Annotated in this window: 18 protein-coding genes and 1 pseudogene; 9 read left to right on the forward strand and 10 right to left on the reverse strand. The window is 49.7% G+C overall.

Features of this window, described 5'->3' with window-relative positions:
- The first annotated feature begins 1 nt into the window (after nt 1).
- Together VK70_RS04535 and VK70_RS27740 are read left to right on the forward strand one after the other, a co-directional pair.
- Nucleotides 2-4,306: a bifunctional 2',3'-cyclic-nucleotide 2'-phosphodiesterase/3'-nucleotidase gene (locus VK70_RS04535; RefSeq protein WP_233277766.1), complete on the forward strand. Its 4,305-nt coding sequence runs from the start codon at nt 2-4 to the stop codon at nt 4,304-4,306.
- Between the two features lie 122 nt (nt 4,307-4,428).
- Nucleotides 4,429-4,563: pseudogene (locus tag VK70_RS27740) on the forward strand (anhydro-N-acetylmuramic acid kinase); the annotation flags it as partial.
- Nucleotides 4,564-4,587: 24 nt separating this feature from the next.
- Here VK70_RS27740 and VK70_RS04540 read toward each other — a convergent pair.
- The gene (locus VK70_RS04540) at nt 4,588-5,841 is read right to left on the reverse strand and encodes an MFS transporter (RefSeq protein WP_201778746.1); all 1,254 of its coding nucleotides are present in this window, start codon (nt 5,839-5,841) and stop codon (nt 4,588-4,590) included.
- 101 nt (nt 5,842-5,942) lie between these two features.
- Here VK70_RS04540 and VK70_RS04545 point away from each other — a divergent pair, with 101 nt between their 5' ends.
- The gene (locus VK70_RS04545) at nt 5,943-6,350 is read left to right on the forward strand and encodes a hypothetical protein (RefSeq protein WP_025697148.1); all 408 of its coding nucleotides are present in this window, start codon (nt 5,943-5,945) and stop codon (nt 6,348-6,350) included.
- Nucleotides 6,351-6,434: 84 nt separating this feature from the next.
- Here the strand turns inward: VK70_RS04545 and VK70_RS04550 are convergent, their stop codons facing one another.
- Nucleotides 6,435-7,097, reverse strand: a complete 663-nt coding sequence (locus tag VK70_RS04550) for an NAD(P)H-dependent oxidoreductase (protein WP_025697147.1) — start codon at nt 7,095-7,097, stop codon at nt 6,435-6,437.
- Nucleotides 7,098-7,540: 443 nt separating this feature from the next.
- On the opposite strand from VK70_RS04550, the gene VK70_RS04555 reads away from it, so the two are divergent.
- A complete protein-coding gene (locus tag VK70_RS04555; protein WP_025697145.1) occupies nt 7,541-8,491 on the forward strand; it encodes a VanZ family protein in 951 nt (316 codons plus the stop codon).
- Between the two features lie 143 nt (nt 8,492-8,634).
- Here VK70_RS04555 and VK70_RS04560 read toward each other — a convergent pair whose 3' ends face one another.
- Entirely contained in the window at nt 8,635-9,138 is a 504-nt protein-coding gene (locus tag VK70_RS04560) for a carbohydrate-binding family 9-like protein (protein WP_081754928.1), read from the reverse strand.
- A 109-nt stretch (nt 9,139-9,247) separates the two neighbouring features.
- Between VK70_RS04560 and VK70_RS28840 the strand changes: the two genes are divergently transcribed.
- The 3 genes from VK70_RS28840 to VK70_RS04570 all read left to right on the forward strand — a co-directional run bounded on the left by VK70_RS28840 (nt 9,248) and on the right by VK70_RS04570 (nt 10,127).
- A complete protein-coding gene (locus VK70_RS28840; protein ID WP_233277767.1) occupies nt 9,248-9,439 on the forward strand; it encodes a hypothetical protein in 192 nt (63 codons plus the stop codon).
- Nucleotides 9,440-9,523: 84 nt separating this feature from the next.
- On the forward strand, nt 9,524-9,652 hold the full coding sequence (locus tag VK70_RS29315; RefSeq protein ID WP_324607996.1) for a PLP-dependent transferase: 129 nt from the start codon (nt 9,524-9,526) through the stop codon (nt 9,650-9,652).
- The gene (locus VK70_RS04570) at nt 9,597-10,127 is read left to right on the forward strand and encodes a PLP-dependent transferase (RefSeq protein WP_051505150.1); all 531 of its coding nucleotides are present in this window, start codon (nt 9,597-9,599) and stop codon (nt 10,125-10,127) included. The genes VK70_RS29315 and VK70_RS04570 overlap by 56 nt, the downstream gene beginning before the upstream one ends.
- 88 nt (nt 10,128-10,215) lie before the next feature.
- Here the strand turns inward: VK70_RS04570 and VK70_RS04575 are convergent, their stop codons facing one another.
- The 6 genes from VK70_RS04575 to VK70_RS04600 form a co-directional block, all read right to left on the reverse strand.
- Nucleotides 10,216-11,310 carry a hypothetical protein gene (locus VK70_RS04575; RefSeq protein ID WP_155986942.1) on the reverse strand — a complete coding sequence of 365 codons (1,095 nt, stop codon included), beginning with the start codon at nt 11,308-11,310 and terminating at the stop codon, nt 10,216-10,218.
- A 358-nt stretch (nt 11,311-11,668) separates the two neighbouring features.
- Complete coding sequence (locus VK70_RS04580; RefSeq protein ID WP_036641466.1) at nt 11,669-13,018, reverse strand: allantoinase; 1,350 nt, start codon at nt 13,016-13,018, stop codon at nt 11,669-11,671.
- Between the two features lie 11 nt (nt 13,019-13,029).
- Nucleotides 13,030-14,493: an NCS1 family nucleobase:cation symporter-1 gene (locus VK70_RS04585; protein ID WP_025697139.1), complete on the reverse strand. Its 1,464-nt coding sequence runs from the start codon at nt 14,491-14,493 to the stop codon at nt 13,030-13,032.
- Nucleotides 14,494-14,854: 361 nt separating this feature from the next.
- Nucleotides 14,855-15,079, reverse strand: coding sequence for a hypothetical protein (locus VK70_RS04590; protein ID WP_025697137.1), 225 nt, complete (start codon nt 15,077-15,079; stop codon nt 14,855-14,857).
- A complete protein-coding gene (locus VK70_RS04595) occupies nt 15,069-15,359 on the reverse strand; it encodes a hypothetical protein (protein WP_025697135.1) in 291 nt (96 codons plus the stop codon). Before VK70_RS04595 ends, VK70_RS04590 begins: the two co-directional genes overlap by 11 nt.
- A 45-nt stretch (nt 15,360-15,404) precedes the next feature.
- On the reverse strand, nt 15,405-20,141 hold the full coding sequence (locus VK70_RS04600; RefSeq protein WP_025697133.1) for an HAD-IC family P-type ATPase: 4,737 nt from the start codon (nt 20,139-20,141) through the stop codon (nt 15,405-15,407).
- Nucleotides 20,142-20,301: 160 nt separating this feature from the next.
- Between VK70_RS04600 and VK70_RS04605 the strand changes: the two genes are divergently transcribed.
- A complete protein-coding gene (locus VK70_RS04605) occupies nt 20,302-20,526 on the forward strand; it encodes a hypothetical protein (RefSeq protein WP_025697131.1) in 225 nt (74 codons plus the stop codon).
- Nucleotides 20,527-20,594: 68 nt separating this feature from the next.
- Nucleotides 20,595-20,936: a glycine zipper domain-containing protein gene (locus tag VK70_RS04610; RefSeq protein ID WP_025697129.1), complete on the forward strand. Its 342-nt coding sequence runs from the start codon at nt 20,595-20,597 to the stop codon at nt 20,934-20,936.
- 170 nt (nt 20,937-21,106) lie between these two features.
- Here VK70_RS04610 and VK70_RS04615 read toward each other — a convergent pair whose 3' ends face one another.
- On the reverse strand, nt 21,107-21,520 hold the full coding sequence (locus tag VK70_RS04615) for a hypothetical protein (protein WP_025697127.1): 414 nt from the start codon (nt 21,518-21,520) through the stop codon (nt 21,107-21,109).
- Between the last annotated feature and the right edge of the window lie 5 nt (nt 21,521-21,525).

The raw sequence follows: 21,525 nt of genomic DNA on the forward strand, positions 1-21,525 counted from the left end.
GATGATGTGGAAGAAACGATGGAACAAGCCTCTCGCTTCTGTGCTGGCAACGGCCGTACTCTCGGCTCAGGTGCTTGGCGGATTCGTTGCCGGGGCATTTTGGAGTACGGACAAGGCGGAAGCTGCTGATGCCGGGGGCTCTTCACTGCCTTTAATTGACCTGCGGTTAATGAGCACGACGGATGTGCATACGAATGTATACGGCTGGGATTATTTCAAGAATGCGACGTCCTCTTCAGTCGGACTTGCGCGGACAGCGACCTTGATCAATACAGCGAGAAGTGAGCAACCGAACAACCTGCTGCTCGACAACGGGGACCTGATCCAGGGAACGCCGCTCGGTACATATGAGGCGAAGATTGAGCCGGTGACTCAGTCGGTCTACGATTCCAAGCCCCATCCGATGATTGCCGCCATGAATATCCTGGGATACGATGCGGCGACCTTCGGCAATCATGAGTTTAACTACGGTCTGGATTTCCTGGATCGGGTGGTCAACGGCAGCTCCACAGACGCTGCTAACACCAAAGCTAATTTTCCTTATATCAATGCGAATATTTATAAGCCGGACGGCGTAACGAACTATTTTAAACCTTATGAATTGATCACCAAGACGGTAAAAGACACGAGTGGACAAGACCAAACGATTAAAGTCGGCCTGCTCGGTCTGGTAACCCCCCAGATTATGGATTGGGACAAGGCCAATCTGGAAGGCAAGGTCGTGACCAAAGGCATTGTTGAAACCGCAGAAAAGTTTGTCCCTGAAATAAAAGCAGCCGGGGCCGACGTCATTGTGGTCATGGCGCATACCGGTTTCGATGCTGCAGCGGCAGGACCAAACGCCGAAAATGCCATCAGCGAGCTGAGTCAGGTTCCAGGCATTGACGCGATTACCTTCTCACACACCCACAAGGTATTCCCGACGAATTGGGATACTACGAAGCTGGATGCATCTTTTATAGATCCGGCAACCAAGCAGCCTTACAGCTATATTGACAATGTGAACGGCCATATCCACGGTGTTCCGGCTGTGCAGGCCGGTTACGGCGGCGGCTATCTGGGCCTTATTGATCTCAAAATCACTAAAGATGGCAGCGGAAAATGGGTGGTTGACAAGACGGCTTCCAAAGCTTCAACCCGGTCTGCCAAGGATGTTCCGGAGGATCCCGCCATTTTGGCTACCGTAGGGGGCGATCATCAGGCTACGATTGATTACACCGGCACACCGCTCGGTACGACAACGGCTCCGATGAACAGCTACTTTGCCCTGGTACAGGACGATCCGACCGTTCAAATCGTGACGTATTCGCAAAAACGTTATGTTGAGAACCTGATCAACACCGACCCTTCCCTGGCACCATATAAAGGCCTGCCGATTCTCAGCGTAGGCGCTCCTTTCAAGGCTGGACGCAACGGCCCTGGCGAATATACAAGCATTGACGCCGGTCCGCTGACGATCCGCAGCGCGAGCGATCTGTATCTGTACGACAACACGCTGAAAGTAATCAAGGTCAAAGGCTCGGTCGTCAAGGAATGGCTGGAAATGAGCGCAGGCGCGTTTAACCGCATCAAACCGGCGATTTCCACGCCTCAACCCCTGCTGAATCCGAAATTTGCCGTATTTAACTTCGACGTAATTGACGGCATCAAATACAAAATCGACGTAACCAAGAACGCTAAATACAATACGGACGGCACGATCAATGACCCGACATCCAGCCGGGTGGTCGAAGTGACCTATAACGATCAGCCGCTAGATCTGAATCAGGATTTCATCGTCGTTACGAACAACTACCGCGCGAGCGGCGGGGGTAACTTCCCTGGCGTCAAAGGCTCCACGATGATCATGGACACCCAAACCGAGAACCGTCAGGTTCTGATGGATTATATCAAAGAGGCCGGAGCGATTGACCCGACCGCCGACAACAACTGGTCCCTGGCTCCGATCAAGGGCAATGTCAATGTTACCTTTACATCGTCGCCTGACGCCAAAAATGTTCTTCCTGGCAACATTACGTATGGCGGTGCGCAGGATTCTAAAGGTTTCGGCATCTACAACCTGAACCTGAAAGAAACGGTTCCCGCTCCTACCGAGGACGTTGAAGTTCATTTGATCGGCATCAACGACTTCCACGGCCAACTTGACACGACTTCCGTTGTCAGCGGCAAGAATGTAGGAACGGCTGCGGTTCTCTCGACTTACTTGAAGCAAGCTCGCGCGAAATATACGAACTCCCTGCTGTTCCATAATGGAGACTCCGTTGGCGCATCGGCTCCGGTATCCTCGCTTGAGCGTGACGAGCCGACGATTGAATGGATGAACCTGATGGGATTCGATGTCGGTTCCTTGGGCAACCATGAGTTTGACCAAGGCGTTGAAGCGCTGAAGACGCAGCTCTACGGCGGAGCAGACCCTAAGAACAACAAAGTTGTTCACGGCGGCACGGATTTTGATTATGTCAATGCCAATGCGGTAGACAGCAAGACCGGCACACCGATTATCAATCCTTACGTCATCAAGGAAATCGGCGGCGTGAAGATCGGCTTTATCGGTGTTGTGACCAAAGCAACGCCAAGCAAGGTTTCTCCTGCAGGCACAGCGGGCGTCCGCTTCCTGTCTCCGGAAGAAGAAGTACAGGCCATCGAGAAGTACGCCGCCGAGCTTCAAGGCAAAGGTGTGCAAACCATCGTTGTGCTGGCGCATGATCCGGCGTCTACCAAAGGCGAGGCCACAACGGGCGAAGCCGCCGATCTGGCAAGTGCGCTTCCGGCTAACTCGCCGGTTGACGTTATTGTTGCAGGCGACAATCACGCGTTTGCAAACGGCGTCGTCAACGGCAAGCTGATTATCCAGGCTTATTCTTATGGTACGGCATTTGAGGACATCAAGCTGGTTATTGATCCCACTACAGGCGATGTCAAGACGAAGTCCGCTGTCGTAACCACCACCTTCCAAGATGGTGTGACACCAGATGCGGCAACGGTTAGTCTTGTTAACAAGTACCTGAATCTGCATCCGGAGCTGACCAAGCCGGTAGGTACGACGGACGGCACGATTACCCGCACTGACGCCTACAATAATGAAACGGCCCTTGGCAACTTGATTGCTGACGCTATGATCAATGCGGATTTCGGCGATGGCAAAAAAGCGGACTTTGCTTTCATGAATCCAGGCGGCATTCGCGCAGACCTTCCGAACGGGAATGTCTCCTTCGGCGATCTGGCCAAAATCCAGCCGTTCGGTAACACGCTGGTGAAGCTGACGCTCACCGGAGCACAAATCAAGACGCTGCTGCAGCAGCAATGGGGTGTGAAGGCTGACGGATCGCCAGACACCAAAACGCTGCAAATTTCCGGTCTGAAATACACGGCTAACATGTATCTGCCAGTAGCAAACCGCATTGCCAGTCTCACCAAGACGGACGGAACACCGATTGACCCGAATCAAACGTATACGGCAGTCGTCAACAACTTCATGGCGGCAGGCGGAGACAACTATAAAGTTCTGACCGAAGCCAGCGCTTCCGTTCCTGGTCCAATCGACCTCGACGTGTTCTATGATTACATCGTGAAGACGTTCAAAGGCGGGCTGATCACATCCAAAATTGAAGGACGAATCACCAACAATCTGAAACCGTCGGAGTCTTCTAATTCTGGATCTACACCGACGCCAAGCCCGTCCGCATCGCCAAGCCCGGCGCCTTCGGCTACCCCGGCTCCAAGCGCGACACCGGCTCCTGTCGCATCTTCGGCACCGGTCTTCAAGGATCTGGGCAAAGTTGCGTGGGCGCAGGAAGCGATCAATTCCTTGGCGGCCAAAGGCATCATCAAAGGCGTGGACGGCAGTAATTTTGCACCGGCCAAACATGTTACCCGCGCGGAATTCGTTGCGATGCTGGTTCGTTCGCTGAACCTGACGAATACCGGGGCAAGCAATGCATTCAAAGATGTTAAGCAGGGTGTTTGGTACTCGGATTCTATTGCCGCAGCGGTTAAAGCTGGTATTGTAAAAGGTTCCGGTAGCGGCAAGTTCGAGCCGGGACGTGAAATTACCCGCGAAGAAATGGCGATTATGATCGTAAACGCCCTTAAAGGACAACTGCAGCCGGTAGATAAGAACTCGGTGCTGCAGAAGTTCACCGACAAGTCCAAAATTGCGCCTTACGCGCAGGAAGCAGTCGCGCAATTGACTGAGCTTGGAATTGTGAACGGTGTAGATGCAGGAAAATTCGCACCGAAGGGCATCGCCAACCGTGCTCAGGCGGCGGTTATTATCTTCCGTATGCTGGAGAAGAAGGTATCTTAATATTCTAGTATCATCAAAAGGTGTTCCGCCCGTCATCTCCGGATGGCTGCGGGACACTTTTTTTCATAATATGGGAATTTATAAGCTAAGCGCTTAGAGCATTTCATGGCAAAGAACCTCCATTTAGCAATGATGTGAAGGAAGCGGTCATTTTCACCATGCTGGGCAATGATTTCATGCACGGTATCAGCAACCATCTCCCTTCCGCCACAGGCGCGGGCCGTTCAACGGTGCTGGGAAAGCTGGCTTTGCCGTAAGTTAATGGATATGATGTTGCAATATTAAAGCTTCCGAATCGGTGTGATCAAAGCGATCGTTACTTCCAAGATCTTGGCTGCTGCCGCAACGGCAAATACTGCCCGGGGATCGGTCCATTCGGAAAGCGCAGCGCCTGTCATTGCTCCTAAAGGCATAGCAAGGCGAGTCAATACTCGTGAAAAACCAAGAACCCGCCCGATCATATCCGAGGGAATAGTCTCTTGGCGAACGGAAGTGACGATCGTATTCCAGGCTGTGTTGCAGACCGTTACGGCAAAAAAAGCAATGCCAGGAGCCAGCCAGAATTGACTGACCGAAGCAAAAACGAACCCGGCAGTTCCAATTCCCAAGAGTACCGGAATCAGCTTTCCCCGGGGGAAATGATTTTCCAGCGGAACTGCAATAATACTGCCGACAATGCCCCCAAACCCCAGCAGGGTGTAGTTTAGACTGCTCTGCTGCGCGTTAAGATGAAGTGTGTTCAACAGATAGAACATCAGCACGCCGAAGGCTGCACTGTACCCGAAGTTTCCGATCATCGCTTGAAAAGAGAAGGATAGATTGATTTTGGAATGAATCAGCCAGCGGAATCCTTCACCAATGTCTTTGAAAATCTGCGAAAGGCTTGTCCGTGACTTGGATTTATTGAAACTGGGCATGACCATTAAGACAATAAGAGTTCCTGCGAATGAAACGGCATCTAACCAAAGCGAATGGAACCCGCCGATGGAAATAATCAATGCACCTGCAAGCAGCGGTCCCGCCAGCTCCGCAATTTGATTGGTCAACTGGTAGGAAGCATTGGCGCGGGTTAGCTGCTTGGGTGCCAATGCGGGAATGATGGCTACAGTGGATACATCAAACATGAGAGAAAGTATAGTCAGTACGAATGAGATTGCATAAAGCTCCCAAAGCTGCAGCAGGCCTGCGAAGTGAAGGAGAGGAATCAAGGCGACGAGCAGTGCTCTCGAAATATCGGTAAAGATCATAAGCTTTTTACGCTCCCAGCGGTCAACCAGACTTCCTGCTATCGGACCAAACAGGACAATCGGCAGTACGCTTACCGCATACATGGAACCCATGACAATACTGGATTGAGTTAATTTGTAGGAGATCCACGGAATAGCGAAAGTAAATAAAGAATCTCCCAATCTAGATATGAACATTCCTATTAAAAAACGGATATAGGGGAGAGGCAGCTGAAACAGTGCGGGAGCGGAAACTGTCTGTTCATCCGGATTGGGCTGTGGCGATGGAACCGAACTTGAATTTGTCATGAGTACCTCTTTCACCTTTTGAAAATTATATTATAATAATTGTTATATGAAGCTATTATCTATTGAACTATATAATATGATGATTTGAAAGGACGAAATTCATGAGTAACATGATTGAAAAAGATGAATTTGATTCGCAGTTTTGTAATGTAAAATATATAACTGAGGATAATATAGTTCTTCTCACATGGAAAAAACTTTGCTGCTATGATGACTATAGAAATCCAACAACATTTGCATTAGACCTATTGAAGAAGCATTCTAACAGTAATTTTGTTGTAGATGCAAGAAATGGATTTGAGGATGAAAAGGACGATGTTCACTGGGGTTTTTCAGTATTGTTACCAGCCATGTCAAGAACAGATTGTAAGATCGTTGTGTTTATTATGGAAGAAATAAATGAAATTGAAGAAGAGATGGACATGTGGACCAAAGAATTTATGAAATATTTTACGGTGAAAAAAGTTGTAAGATATGCAGAGGCCGTTAAGTATATTGCAGGACAATAATGAATACATACCCTTTGCAAAAAAAAGCCATCCCACTCGTAGATAATTCTACAATGGGACAGCCGCTTTCGTAAATGTTATTACCTAAACCCACTCCACGATTTGCTCGATCGATTGTCTTGTTTTTGGACGAGGATCTTGAAGACGGTAGCCGAATGCAACCATGCAGGCGATCCCGAAATTCCCCTTCAGGATTCCTTCTTCTTTCAGAATTTGCTCTGCTTTTTCTTTGTCGAACCCTTCGATCGGGCAGGAGTCGATTCCGATTTGTGCGGCGGCAGTCATCATATTGCCCAAAGCGATATATGTTTGTCGGGCGCCCCATTCAAAAGTAACTCTTTCGTTATCCAGCAGCTTGAAATCATTTTCTTGGAAGTTATGATAGGCTTTCCCTTTACCCTCCTGAACTTCCACTGGAAGCAGTTGAACTTCTTTCATCATCCGTTGGATATGTGCGGAATCTGCAACCATGTCGGCTTTGGTGCGGGAGAGAGCGATCACGAAATGGCTCGATGTCGGCAATTGCTTTTGGGCTCCCCATGTTACCGGAAGCAGCTTCTCACGGATAGCCGGGTTTTGGAGGACGACAAATTTCCAAGGCTCAAACCCGAACGAGCTTGGGGATAGACGCCCGGTTTCCAGAATAAAGTCAAAGTCGGCATCGCTTATTTTTTTTGTTTCGTCGAACACCTTACAAGCATGCCGAAATTGATAGGCTTCAATAATTTGATCTTTTACATTTTGCATAGGGAAGTACCTGCCTTTTCATGTATTTATTCGTAACTTACATACAAATTGTAATACATAAGTATAAACAATCATAGTACGCACATTAATGTTGTATAGTATCTTTTTATATACCATGAGCTCCTCAGTACGGCTGCCCGATTCTAAACAGGCATCAATTCCTGTACCACTTAAGATGGTGACAGGTTTTGAACCGGCGACCACTTGCTCCCGACTAAAATATTATTTTAAGCCGCACCTTACCACCCGATCACTTTAAAGACTCTACGGATAGACCTTCCAAAGAGCAGTATTTTCTGGAAATTACCACTAAATGTAATTAGAATTACACATATGATGATAATTGTATTTTTATTATATAGATATTGCATATTTATTAGACGAATGTATGGTATTCATGATTTCTAATAACTATAAAAAAATGTAAAGTGAGGCTAGGTATCATGGGATTTAAACTGGACAGAAGCCGAATGTTACATATTATATTTTATTTGTTGTTTGCTGCGTACGCATTATTCGCCATAAATATTATACTGTTCAAGACCATTCCTTTAAGGGCTATATTTGCTGCCCAACCAGTATCATTAAGAAGTATAAATATCATACCTTTTCACACGATTGGTGTTTATTTCACCGAATCCATGGACATTGAGAGAGCACTCACAAATATATTTGGCAATATTGTTATTTTTGTTCCTTTGGGAATTTTTGTATCATACATAGGCATGAAACGGTCGTTAGGTTTTAAGGCTTGCATTCTTTTGATGACCACTCTGTCATTTGAAATTCTTCAGTATGTTTTTGCTTTGGGCAGCAGCGATGTGGACGATATTCTTTTGAACTTCACGGGAGGGTTAATTGGCATAGCAGTATATGTTGTATTGAGTAAGATCATTCACTCCCCAAAACACCTCCTGATGGCCATAGTTGGCTTTTTTCTCTTAGCGGGAATCAGCGGGATAATGGTAATCTGGGTGGCTGACCGCAGTTTACTACCTTTTGCAGCTACTGAGATGGTATACGTAGATAAAAATAAGCAACTGATTGCTGGGCTGGACGAGAGAACAGCCGATCTATTTGGCGATTTGGTATCCGTTAAGGCGGGTGCGATCACTGTATATAGGAATCCCAAATATAATGTTACACTGGAAACACCTCAAACATCGGAAACCAGAGATGAATATAGCAGTATACCCTACGATGCCTCAACTAAAATTATCATCAGGCATATTAGTTCCGTTAAAGATCAGCTCATAAGTAGATATGATGAGGGAACAGCCTCTGGCTTGGCTTCTATTCTGGATTCAACAGATATCGTTCCTACAGTTAGAGTCTGGCTCCCAAGTGACAATAAACAAGCTGCCCAGACGCTGCTCATAAGTTTCATGGATTGAAAAATGCTGTACTAATATGAACTCCTCGTACCGCAGGCTAAGAGACGTCTTTCCATGAATCTATGGGAAGCGTCTCTTTTATTGCCGCGTTGACCCACATTCTGGGCTTGGCTTTTCTCTCTGGTCCCTAAAACCTGGACTCCCTATTCAGGCATCCGCTTCTGCTCTATTACCCAAACACCAACTCCCCAAAAAAACCGGCTCAGATGATAATCAGGCGAGGCGGAATCGACCCGGTTCCAGCAACCGTAATGGGGGAGCGGCGTTTCGTCTCCGCATTTATAGAAATTGCCTCGAAAGACTCGGCCGGATTCGGTCCCGAAGCCGGGAAACCGGCTCTGCATCCACTTGAAAGGAATAGCAAATGCCAGCTCCCAGTACGTATCCCCGCTATGTTCATCAATCCGGTTAAGCGCTGTTTCGATTTGAAAGATCGCCGGAGAATCCGCAAGGGTTGTCCGGTTTTCTCTTGTTTCACCCATTTGCAGCAGGAGCACGCCGGCCGCGTTAAACTCGAAGTTAAGATAACGCGAGTCGGAGCCGGGAAGCGGCTGCATGAAAAATTCGGCACAGCTGTCCGTGTAGACCGGGTCATTTTGCTTCTTATACCGAAAGAGCGGATCTTTTTCATATACCTTGAACTGGATGTGTAGTACAGCCGGACCTCGACCTTGGGAGTGTAGCCGTTGTCAAGCCAAAGATACCGGTCCATGGCAAGCGGGGTAATATCCTTCCAATCAGTTGAATCGGTATATTGTGCAATCGGATACGAGCGGGGGGAAATGCCCTCCTGAGCCGAAAACGTCCAATTATTTCCTGAATGCGGTCATCCATGACAAGCCCGTTGACGTCTGCACGCCCGAAAGCGCGGCGGAATCGCTGGAAGTCGTGGAAGCGGAGATCAAATCGGCGGATGCCCAAGGGGAATGGGTGAAGCTTCTTAGGTAAGACGAGAGCTGGCCGAAAGAGAGCCGAGCTTTGATGTGGGAGAGCTCTGTAAAGAATTTATAAGTTTCGGGGTCCCCGCAAAGTATTTGGAATCCGTTCTCGCTGGGCATCGATCTTGTCCTGCATTCCATAAGTAAATTTATCGGCGGGCACAGCGATGCAATCGGCGAGAGTCGCCATCGGCTCGAAGGAACTGATCGGGCGGATCAATGAGAGCGAGTATTTGCTGCTTGGCGGAGTCATGACTCCCCACACCGCTTCGCTGACCATGCGCGGACTGCGCACGCTGCCGCTTCGCATGGAGCGGTTCGAGAAGAACGGACTGCAAGTGGCTGAAGCAATGGAACAGCTCCCGCATGTCCTCAAAGTCCATCATCCGGGCCTGCCTTCGCATCCGCAATATGAGCTGGGCAAGGAGCAGATGTCCGGGTACAGCAGCTTGTTCGCATTTGAGACGGACCTGCCGGTCGATGTGATCAAAAAATGGGCGGATCACCTGGAATATTTCCGGATCGGCGTAAGCTGGGGCGGGTACGAAAGTCTGGTGACCGTTCCAGCTCTGCCGGAAGGCTATGAATCGGTATCCGGACCGGTTGTCCGGTTATATGTCGGCCTGGAAGATCTGGAGCTGCTGATCGAGGATATTAAGCAGGCTTTTGAGAAGGTGACTTGCGGGGACGAGCATTAATCTGTATTTTATCCGAAACATCCATCTAAATCATTAAAGGCACTCCGCCCATGAGTACGAAGTGCCTTTAACCCCTCCGGAAGAATCCTTAATTATAATAAGTAACAGTAGGAGCCGGTTCCGAACCACTTGAGTACCAAACATTTAAGTTGCTGGCAAAGTCGATGACTTTGTTGGTATTCAAGTCATAGACGAGAATGTCGGGATCTCCAGCCGCATCTATGAAATCAAGACGCCGGGGAGTTGTTCTTCCTGTGCTGTCAACGAAAGACATGTAATGATAAGTAGGCGGGCCTGACCGGAACTCGGATTCAAAATACGTAAACAGCGTATCTTCTTTCAATACGATGAGAACTGCATTATTGGAGCTGGCATAATGGGACGAATAATTGACCGGAGTGGTAACCGACGCAACCCGCGCATCGGAAATCCTATGATTTCGTGTCGAATAATTACCGTCCCAAGAAAAAGTATAATTCCGTTCCCAATTTAATTGAGGATTGGTATTCGCGGCGGGCGTCGTGTTGGCAATATAATTGCCGTTCAGTAACACATCGTTATTGGGATATTCCATGACTACATATAAAAGGGAGGTTGAGTAGGACATTACACTTGCTGCATAAGTTGGGTCCGAAGGGTTGGCGGCGTTCATATGGATACTGTAATCCGTTTCCACCGTTCCGGTGGAAGTGACCCGCAGTCCCCAGTCACCGGCACTTAAATCCGTAGCGAACTTTATCGAACCCGGGGAGCCCCAGAAATTCGTAGAAGTAGCCGTGCCAGTGCTCCAATCGATCGAATAAAGCTCAACTCTATAATCCGGATTGCTGGATTTGATCTCAAAGAGAATACTTCTATCGGTCGGAACATTAAAAAACCAGAAATCGGTCGGATCAGCAGCCGTAAGAGAATCATTAAAATTCATCAAATCGCCAGTTACATTATAATTCGACATAGTGGAGAATTCAGGTTGTTTAGGACGGCTTACCTTAATAGCATCCGCTTTGTCAATTTTAATTGGATCAGCTGTAAGTCCAGCTCCGTTAATATTAAGCTCCAGGCCGGGATTAATCGTTGAGGAGTCTTGTGAAGCAGGCTCTGCGGATGCCGAAACGTTAAAAGCGCCAAATGTAAAGAGTAGAAGCAAAACTAAGATCAAGGAACATCTACAATAGATTTTCAATTGTCATCTTCCTTTTCTTAAGTATTATATTTACAAACGTCCTGTCAAGCAGCCCCTACAGCTATGAAACACGATTTTGGATGCCTCCTTACAAAAATTAGGCTGACTACTTCAGGTATGTGTAAATATCAAATAAACCCATAATTTACATTATATTTTAATTTACTTACAGCTTATAACGAAGATGGTTATTAGTAAGTGAAAAAAGTTACTGACTATATGGATTTATCTCTCTATGGAGCAGAGTTGGGTTCGGTCAAGATATCGCAAAAAAAACAAAAGCCGGCAAAGTGATTTGCCAGCTTAAGGTGTGGATTATATACTGTTCGGATGTCCCGATCTTACTTCACACAAATCGCTACCGAATCCATTGACCGGAGCATTCGCCTTGAATGCCATGCTTACGGTCGTAAACCACTTTTCCCCGGCTTAGGGTCATTTGCACGGCGCACTTCAGTGTATGCCCAATATAAAGGCTGTGCGGATGTTTGGACAGCAAATCTTCCTGTTCAACTGTTCGTTCCAGATTCATATCCAACAGGACCAAATCGGAGTCAAAACCGACAGAAATGGCCCCCTTATGAGGATATAACCCAAACCGCATCGCCGGATTCGTGGATAGATATTTGGCGATTTGCGGCAGCGGCATGTTCCTGTTCAGATGAGCTTCGGTCACCATGGCCTCCAAGGAGAACTGGCCTCCTGAAATCCCGCCCCAAACTTCAAACATATTATCCGGATGATCAAATTTCATAAAGGATAGACAAGGAGAGTGATCCGAGGTAATCATATCGATTTTTCCACTCCCGAGCTTCTCCCATAATTGTTCCTTGGCTTGATCGTCCCGCAGCGGCGGGGCGCATTTGGCGGAAGGGCCGATCCGTTCAAAATCATCGTCTGTGAACAACAGGTAATGGGGACAGGTTTCGAGCGTCACGTTCAATCCTCTTTGCTTCGCATGTTCGATCAATTCCACGGTCTTCGGATGGCTGATATGGACAAAATGCAGCGGACAACCCGTCTCTTCAGCATACAGCAATGCGCGGCTGACCGCTTCCATCTCGGCAAGCGGAGGGCGAGACTCCACATAATCGCGGATCGTTACTTGCCCGTTTGAACATTTTTCCCGGGTCAATTCTTGGGTAATTGCCTCACTTTCCGCATGAAGCGCCAGAACTTTATTAAGCCTAGCTATTATTTCCATTCCCCGGTAAAGGGTCATTTCGTCCACTCGCCCAAACTCGGAGCCTGCGGAGGACATGAACGCCTTAAAGCCAATGGCCCCCTGTTCCGCCATTCCTTCCAGTTCATTCAGGCTCCCCGGGACTAAACCGCCCCACAGCGCATAATCCACGTAAGAATTTCCGTTAGCTAATGCTTTTTTTTCAATAAGCGTGGCTGCGGTCGTTGTGGGGGGATTGCCATTGAGCGGCATATCAAAATAGGTGGTAATTCCCCCTGCCGCCATCAGCCGGGACCCATTTTGAAACCCTTCCCAATCCGCACGGTTCGGCTCATCAAAATGCACATGAATATCGATCATACCCGGCATGACCGTCAGGCCGGAAGCGTCGATCACGTTCCCGCCCGCGTCGATATTTTCGCTTAATTCAACAATAATCCCATCTTGAATACCGATATCAAGAAGATGCACGCCGTCTTCCAAGACGACGTGCCCTCCTTTAACGACCAAATCATAAGCCTTCAATTGTGATCACCTCAAACTGTTTTTTCAATGAGGGACTCTTTGCTTTCATTTATCGCTATCGCAGCCGGCGGGTGCAATCTCATCAGTGCAATGTACGTGACGAAAGCAAACAATACCCCTACGAACCAGGAAATGTCATATAAGTATTTTAACGAAGGAACAAATTGCCCAATCAGGGATACGAAGGCTCCAATGGCGGTTGCCACAAATGCGCGGTAATTATATCCTTTATAATACGTATATTTCCCATTTAACTTGTAAAGCTCATCTACCTCCAATGTTCGCTTCCGGATGATGAAGTAATCGGCGAACATGACCCCGGCCACTGGACCGAGCGCTCCGCCAATTGTGCCCAAGAAGGCAAAGATACTGGTAGATTGCTCCATCATTTTCCATGGCACAGTCAACAAAGACAGGATAGCCGCTATATATCCTCCGCGCTTAAATGTGATCCATTTTGGGAAAAGGTTGGCCAAATCGTATGCGGGCGAGACAATATTGGCAGCCACATTAACGGAAACCGACGCCATACACAGCGTAATTACGGAAACGGCAATAATAAACGGATGGTTGAAATATTTGAGAATCTCCACAACATCCCAAATTGGTGTGCCAAAAGCAACCTGAGAACCAGAGGTAACGGTAATGCTCGCAAAAGCGAATAGAATGAAGGTCCCAGGCAAGCCCCAGAATTGCCCCTTGATTTGTTCCTTTTGGGATTTCGCAAAACGGGTAAAATCAGGAATATTTAAAATCAGGGTCGCCCAAATGCCGATGATCCCGGTAACAGATGCGACAAACACCCAAAAAAGGTCGCCGAATGATTGAAACTTACTCGCCTGAGCATAGATCGGGCCCAATCCGCCAGCGATGTCAATCGCCCACCAAACCATGCCGCCAAAGACAACATACACTAAAGGTCCTGCCCACACCTCAAACTTTTTGATCGACTCCATTCCATGATGGAGGACAAGAACATTCAAACCCCAGAACAGAAGGAAAGACAGCAGTCCGGGCAGGTGAAGACCAAGCAGGTTCCAGTCTCCTCCGAGTGTGCCCCAACCATCCCAGACGTTTAACAATAGGATGTTGAGCGCGGTGCTTCCGGCAAATGCTTGAATGCCAAACCACATAATGGCAACAAAACCGCGAAGGAGCGCAGGAACATTGGCTCCGAGAACACCGTATGACGAACGAATAAATACCGGAAACGGAATGGCGTATTTTGCGCCCGCATGCCCATTTAACGAAAGCGCTGCGTACAAAATCAGCGAAGCGACCAGGATTACCGCCAAAACCTGCCAAGGAGACATGCCGATGGCAATGAGTCCGCCAACCGTCGCATAAGTCGGTATGTTATGAATACAACCCATCCAGATGGAAGCAAAGTTAAATGCCTTCCAAGTTCGTTCTTCCGGTTTAACCGGTAATAAATCGGTATTGCTGAGGGACGGAGACAATTTATTGGTTTCCATTCCAACCAACCTTTCTTTAAATGTTAATTATGTTAACATGTTATGGCAAGAAAACTTTCTTAATGGCATTAGTATAAGGTAAAAAAAATAATTATTCATTATTAATATTTAACAAATATAAATCGAGGGATTGTTCACTTTAACTAAAAAAATCAGGGTGATTAGTATTTTTTTTGAAGATTGAGGGGAATGATGAATTTCAACGAAGGGTGAACGGCTCTTTGGATTGTAAGAAAAACTGCCGTTAAAAAGGGGTCTCTCTTTCGTGGGAGTAATGAAAATTGAAGCAGCAGGCCGATGGGCCTGCTGCCGGGGAATTCTTAGGTGTACTGTTGTCCTGATTCAGCCACACGTCAGCATGTCAGCGGATTTTGGCAAATGAGATCCAGCTGAGCAGGTTGATCCGTGATTTTTTCCCCTTATCCTTAACCATACCGTAGAACTGCCCTAAAAATTGCTCCCACTTGCCGCCGATCTCCTTACTGGAGGCTTGATTATCCATCACGCTATGTATGCTTTGATTGATGGCTTCCTCCAAATGTGTCAGCGCCTCCTGAAGATGCTGATCAATGACTTCATTCTGCATGCAGTGTGCCTCCCGTCTCTTCGGCAGAAGAGGATTCCTCGGAAATCTCCTGATCCAGCCGCTTTCTCATCCGTTCAAATTGCGCTTCGGCGACAATGTCTTCCATTTCGTCACGGGCGATCTGCAGGGCGTATTGAATACGGCCCGTCAAACCTGCGGCACCCTGCGTCCCAGTTTCTGCGAGCGGCTTCAAGGTATTTTTCACAATCGGCCAAAGGGTGGAGGCTGCAAAGGCGAGCGCGGTGCCCACGATAAATCGGTCTGTGTTTTTTTCCAGCATGTTCAGGTAACCTCCTTAAGTTGATAGAAAAAGCCTATCCCGCAGCTAGGCTGCGGAATAGGAGGGGGCCGCCGTGCCCGTCGTCTGATCCTTACTTTCGAGCAAGGACAGGATCGGCTTCGAGATCCAGGAAATCGAACCTGCGACGAGCAGAATAGGCCCCCAGAGATGCAGGGGAATTGGCGCGGTATGGAAAAACTGGTTGAGCGGAGGCACATACAGCGCGCCCAGCAGGGCGAGCCAAGAGATGCTCAATGCGCCGACCAGGAAGCGGTCTTTACTCCAATCGCCCACCGTTTGCTCGCTGTCTTCCTGGCGCCAAGAGAACGTTTGGATCAGTTGGCCTGCCACCAGCGTCGCGAAAGCGACGCTTTGCGCCACAGCCACGGGCTGCCCGGCGGCCAGAGCCAGACCAAACAGGCCGAGCGATCCCGCGCCAAGCAGTACTCCGCGCGTAATGACCTTGCGGTACAGCGGTTTGTCCACAATGTTCGCCCGTTTCGTCCGCTTCGCTTTACTGCCTGGGTTGACAGCCAGAACCATGGCCGGCAGCGCGTCCGTCAGCATGTTCATTAGCAGTATTTGAATGGGAACGAGCGGAATCGGCATACCTGCGATAACTGCAACGCTAGTTACGAGAATTTCCGCGAGATTGCCGGTGAGCAGACACCCAAGCGCCTTACGGATATTGCCGATAATTGTACGGCCTTCCTTGACCCCCTCTACGATGGAGCCGAAGTGGTCTTCTTTCAATACGATATCGGCGGTCGCTTTGCTGACCTCTGTGCCTGCCTGGCCCATCGCAATCCCGACGTCAGCCCGCTTGATCGCCGGACTGTCATTCACGCCATCCCCGGTCATGGCGACGATATGCCCTTTTTTGCGGAGCATGCTGACGATGCGCAGCTTATGCTCCGGCGTCATACGGGCAAAGATGGACACCCGGTCGACAGACTGCTCAAGCTCCTCGTCGCTCATACGGTCAAGTTCGTGACCGGTGAGGACTTGACCCGGCTGGCTGCCGCCTATAATGCCGATTTGCTCGGCGATAGCGATTGCCGTGATCGGATGATCCCCGGTAATCATGATAGGCTTCACGCCGAGGGAGAGCGCTTCTTCGATGCTTTTTTGCACATCATCCTTCGGCGGGTCGATCATGCCGGCCATGCCGACGTAGATCATATCCCGCTCGTCGAGGTCTGCCTGCTGGTCATGCTCATCGGCTTCCAGCGTACGGTAGGCGAAGCCGAGCACACGCAGAGCGCTGGAAGCGAGCCGTTCGCTTTCCTTCAGGATATCCGCTCGAAGCTGCTCCGTGATCGGATAGACTTCGCCGTTCTGCTGGTACTTGCTGCAGTGGCGGAGAATCGATTCTACGGAGCCCTTGGAGAAAATATAACAGGTCTGCCCGGACGTAGTGTCCTTGCATACCACGCTCATTTTTCCCGTGCCGGAGTCAAAAGGAACCTCCCCGCCGCGATGCCAGTGGGTCAGCTGCTCCGGCTTGACCCCGCCTTTATAGGCCATTGCCAGCAGCGCGCCCTCGGTCGGATCTCCTTGCATCGACCAGGCGTCTCCTTGCTTGAACAATTTGCTGTTATTGCACAAGCAAGCGATCTGCAGGATTCGCTGCAGTTCCGGCTGCGCGGCGGAGCTTTCATTCGCCGTGGAATCGGGCAGGCCGGAGCCATTGTCAGCCCGGCTCTTTTCTAGGAAACCGCCCGCCGGGTCATATCCGCTCCCGGATACCTCCCAGGTATGGCCGATGGCGGAGACTTGCTTGACTGTCATTTCATTTTTCGTCAGTGTGCCGGTTTTGTCCGTACAGATGATCGTCGCATGGCCCAGTGTCTCAAGTGCCGACAGCTTGCGGACGAGCGCATTTTTCTTGGCCATACGGAAAATGCCCGCACTCAGCGCGATCGTGATGGTAACCGGAAGCCCCTCGGGAATGGCAGAGGCAACGAGCGTGATCGAGGTGCTCACCAACTGAGGAAGCGGAACGCCGCGCAGAAGCCCGGATACAAATACGATACTTCCGGCGATAAACGCCCATTTGATAAATTTTTTACTAATGGACGTAACCTTTTCCTGAAGCGGCGTTGTTGTTTTCTCATTGGTTTTAAGCAGCGACATCAGGTGGCCGAATTCCGTGTTCATGCCGGTTTGGACGACGACACCCAAGGCTTTGCCCCGGGAGATATCCGTCCCCATATACAGCATACAGCTGCGCTCGGACAGCGGGCAGTCTCCTTCGGCCTCGGTCTCCCGCTTCACGACAGGGACCGATTCGCCGGTTAACGCCGATTCGTTCACTTCGAGGTTCCATGCGCGAATCAGGCGAATATCGGCAGGCACCCGGTCCCCCGGCTCGAGGCAGACGATGTCGCCCGGTACCAGGTCGATGGCGCTTATGTTTTGTTCCGCACCATCACGGATGACCTTGCTGGCCGGAGGCTGAAACTGATTCAAGCTTTCCACGATCCGCTCGGCTTTTCGCTCCTGAAACGTGCCGATCGCCGCATTGGCGAGCAGCACGGCGCCCATAGCGAGGCCGTCGAATAGACCGCCCGTAAACAAGGCGAGCACTGAAGTGCCCAGCAAAATCAGCGTCGTAAACTCTTTGAACTGGCTAGCATACGAGACAATCCAGGGGGTATGCTCCTTTTCGGCCAGCCGATTCATTCCATGCCGGCCGCGCGATTCGTTCACTTGAGCCGCCGTCAAGCCGCGCTGCGCGTTAACCTGAAGCTGCTGCGTGACAGACTCCCAAGGCATACCATGCCATATGGCGGCTTCTGCTGTCGCTGCCACCTCGTTATGGGCATGGGCGGCACTGCCTGCGTTAGCGGGAAATGCTTGCTGAGCCAGCTTTTGCGTACGGGAAACAAAAATCAGCGACAGGGCGTCGTTAGCCAGATTTGCAATTGGGGCGCTCAGTACGCCAAAGGCGGCCAGCAGAGCTCCGAATATATTCCATTTCTTCGTAATTTGGAAGTGCTCATTTATCGTATTCTCCAGCTTGTGAGCGGATTGTTTGGCGTCTAGTACCCGCTCAAGCTGATCGAACGCGACGCCGGGGACGCCTGCTTCCATTAAATAACGGCTGTACTCGCCGGAAGACTCGCTCACAAGGAGCACGCGGGCTCCTTGTTCATGAAGCTTGGCGATGCGCTCCACCGCCTCACTGATCGGAGTGTCCAGCCAATCCGTTTGCACGCCGAGTTGGTCTAGGGCATCCCGGCCAATGCCGGAGCTATCCTCCAGTACGGCGGTCTGAATGCCCTGCTGCCGCGCCCGCGAGAGCAGCGTCTTCCGCCCAGGCATAAGCTGCTGACCGCGATAGATCAGTCCTTGGCTTATCCAATTCCCGCCGATTTGCTTTGCCAGGAACAGCACCTCGCAGCCTTTGTTTTCGATCCGTTTAGCCTCCAGATAATACTGCTCGAAGGCAACTCCGTGCCGCTTGCAAAAGCCAAGATTGCCGATGGCATAAGACGTATTGCTGATCAGGCCGCTAATTCCGTCTTCCTCTTCGGCGACGTGAAAAGCCGAGCGTATCGTACGGCATGTTAGCTTTGCCTTCTCAAGCACTTCCTCTTTCCATGGATGCGCGGTTTTTTTCATCAACCCTGCTGTCAGACAAATGATCTTATCCGGGTCTTCCTCATGTGACACACATTCCGTCTCCTGAATATTCGTCTGCATAAGCAGAGAGGTGTCTTCCAGCAGCAGCGTGCCGGTTTGGGCCAAATGCGCAATCGATTCTCCTTGGGGAAGACCCAAATGAGCTTCTTTGGAGTAAAGCTCCGCCTGCTGCCAGGCCGTCTTCACCGGAATCGTCGCCGGCCTTGGATTAGCGGCGAGCAGCACTGCAATGGCCCGCAAAGGACTGCGGGTAAAGAGCCAGGTGCCCGCTGCGGCGGCTAACCCCAAGCGTCCGGCACGCTCGCTGTAGGCTTGAATTTCGGGAGACAGCGGATGGGCATCCGTATCGGCCAGCCCGATTCTGCTGCGCCGCCAATTAACATACTGAAGAATGCTTGATGCACCCAGCACGATGAGATTTTCCCGGACGAGCGCTAGTCCTAACGAAGCGATGCCGAGAATCAGGTCGGGACTGAGCTTGCCTTGCTTGGCGAGACGATTAAAGCCCCTCCGCAGATATGGGTACCCGGTAACGGCAGCGACCAGCCCGGACATGTAGAAGGGAACCGGACTGGCGGCCAATGCAGACTTGCCGAATATCAACTGCTTGGTTCCAAGCGCCAGGAGTCCGCCCATCGCTATCGCGAGCGGAAGGGGGATGCCTGGCGGCGAAGCGGATCGCGGATAGACCGGAGCCAGTTTTGTTCCTGGCGGTTGGGGCACAGCCTTTGAATTCTGAAAGGAATTCGCATCCACAGAAGACTGCTGCGGCAGCCGTCGCGTTTCCAAAGAGGCGGCTGTTTCGGCGTATGGCTCACACTCGGCAGCTGCATTATCAGGCACACCCTGGCAGGATTGGAGGTTAGCTTCCTTTTTATCATGGCCACCATACTTGCTCTCCAGCAGCTCCAGTTGACGCAGCAGCTGGCGTCCGGAAATTTGCCGTTCGTCATATACAACGAGAATTCGGCCGGTTATCGCGGATGCTTCGGCTTTAGTGACACCTGCCAGGAGCGCCAGGTCCTGACGCAAAGCCAGTTCTGTTGGCTTACTGTGCAGCAGACCCGCAAATTCCAGGCGAATACGCCCCGGCAAAAAGCGGATAACCCTGCTGCTATGAGCGGTAATCGACATGAAACTGCTCCTTTTAGGGGGATTTTTATCGCAAAAAGTAGTATTTGCAATTTAAACTAGGTTATGCACCGAATTAAAGGAGCTTCACGCATAAAACTCCGTGCTTTGAGGGATAATCTTATTTGCTTAACATAAGTTAATCCTTTTTTGGAGGGTTCTCATGATAAAATCACGTGTGGGTTTAATATTGGGCGCTGCGGCATTATGGTTGGCATTATCGCCGGAAGCTCGAAAAACCGTAAGGAGATGGGCGGTCAAGGGAACGGAGACCGTGCTTGATTTAACCGAGATGGCGAAGGATGCGGGTTCCGCGACGCAAAGCAGGCTTCAGTCGCTAACCACTCGAAATGAGGAGACAATTTCCAAGAATCCAGCTGATAACTAATAAGTGTTTTGGGCACAATCTAATGAGACCGCTAGATGCGGTTATTTAGATGAATGGAGGGCTTTCCTATGTTCCAAGGCGGATCGCTATGGGCAGGCCTTCTTGCCGGAGGCATGTCGCAGCTTCAGGACACCAAGAGCTTGCAGCAAGGGCAGCTGGGCAAGAAGGAGTATACGGCGCACACGGTGGAAAATGTGACCGGAGCGGTCGGAGTAATGGCCGGAGTGGAGTATGGAGCGGTGCTCGGTAGTACGGTGCTGCCCGGTGTGGGTACCGTTGTTGGGGCGGTGCTTGGCGGCGTACTGGGCGACCGGGTGGGCCGGGTTGTAGGCAATCAGGCGGGCAATCTGATCAGCCGGAACCCGCTGGTTAACCAGGCAGTAGAGCCGATTAAAGAAGCGGTTCAGTAACAAGAAAGGCGGGATGCGTTCCCGCCTTCTTTTTTTTGCTAAGAACCACCCAGTTCGACCGATGCGGACGGTTCTTTTTTGTAGAGGATGTTTTTTAGCCATTGACTCCGTGATTAAATGCAATGGCGGTGTCAGCCGATACAGTTGTTGTGGAAAAAGTAACTACGATACTAAGAAATGTTACGATTAACGTTGCTGTTAATATTTTTTTCATCGGAAAGCACTCCTTTTAAAATATTATCATACACGCCTTGTTGTTCCAGAGTTGCAAATGCACGTATAGTCTCATACATTGCAATAGTTGTAATAATTTCCCTGAATACATTCATTTTAACTGCTATTGTTAGATAATCAAGCATATAATTTATAGCATCGGGAAACCGCTGCTGATTCATGTGGTAAATGGATAGCTGGTGAAGCAATTTGATATAATACACACGATTTCCGGTATCTTCATAACTAGAAAAAGTATCTAATTCATGCGGAATGTAAGTATCAAGCAGTGGATCGATATTCCACTTATTGAGATTCGCTGCTTCTAACATTGTTATTAAAGGAGTCAAAGATGTACCCCAGCGTGTCATCCTCC

Source organism: Paenibacillus durus ATCC 35681 (assembly GCF_000993825.1).
GTDB classification, from domain to species: domain Bacteria; phylum Bacillota; class Bacilli; order Paenibacillales; family Paenibacillaceae; genus Paenibacillus_AQ; species Paenibacillus_AQ durus_B.

Bases quoted from the DNA above. Each gene is read 5' to 3' on its own strand.
- VK70_RS04535 (WP_233277766.1), top strand. From the start codon at position 2: ATGATGTGGAAGAAACGATGGAACAAGCCTCTCGCTTCTGTGCTGGCA.
- VK70_RS04540 (WP_201778746.1), bottom strand. From the start codon at position 5,841: ATGACAAATTCAAGTTCGGTTCCATCGCCACAGCCCAATCCGGATGAA.
- VK70_RS04545 (WP_025697148.1), top strand. From the start codon at position 5,943: ATGAGTAACATGATTGAAAAAGATGAATTTGATTCGCAGTTTTGTAAT.
- VK70_RS04550 (WP_025697147.1), bottom strand. From the start codon at position 7,097: ATGCAAAATGTAAAAGATCAAATTATTGAAGCCTATCAATTTCGGCAT.
- VK70_RS04555 (WP_025697145.1), top strand. From the start codon at position 7,541: ATGGGATTTAAACTGGACAGAAGCCGAATGTTACATATTATATTTTAT.
- VK70_RS04570 (WP_051505150.1), top strand. From the start codon at position 9,597: ATGCAATCGGCGAGAGTCGCCATCGGCTCGAAGGAACTGATCGGGCGG.
- VK70_RS04585 (WP_025697139.1), bottom strand. From the start codon at position 14,493: ATGGAAACCAATAAATTGTCTCCGTCCCTCAGCAATACCGATTTATTA.
- VK70_RS04590 (WP_025697137.1), bottom strand. From the start codon at position 15,079: ATGCAGAATGAAGTCATTGATCAGCATCTTCAGGAGGCGCTGACACAT.
- VK70_RS04595 (WP_025697135.1), bottom strand. From the start codon at position 15,359: ATGCTGGAAAAAAACACAGACCGATTTATCGTGGGCACCGCGCTCGCC.
- VK70_RS04600 (WP_025697133.1), bottom strand. From the start codon at position 20,141: ATGTCGATTACCGCTCATAGCAGCAGGGTTATCCGCTTTTTGCCGGGG.
- VK70_RS04605 (WP_025697131.1), top strand. From the start codon at position 20,302: ATGATAAAATCACGTGTGGGTTTAATATTGGGCGCTGCGGCATTATGG.
- VK70_RS04610 (WP_025697129.1), top strand. From the start codon at position 20,595: ATGTTCCAAGGCGGATCGCTATGGGCAGGCCTTCTTGCCGGAGGCATG.
- VK70_RS04615 (WP_025697127.1), bottom strand. From the start codon at position 21,520: ATGACACGCTGGGGTACATCTTTGACTCCTTTAATAACAATGTTAGAA.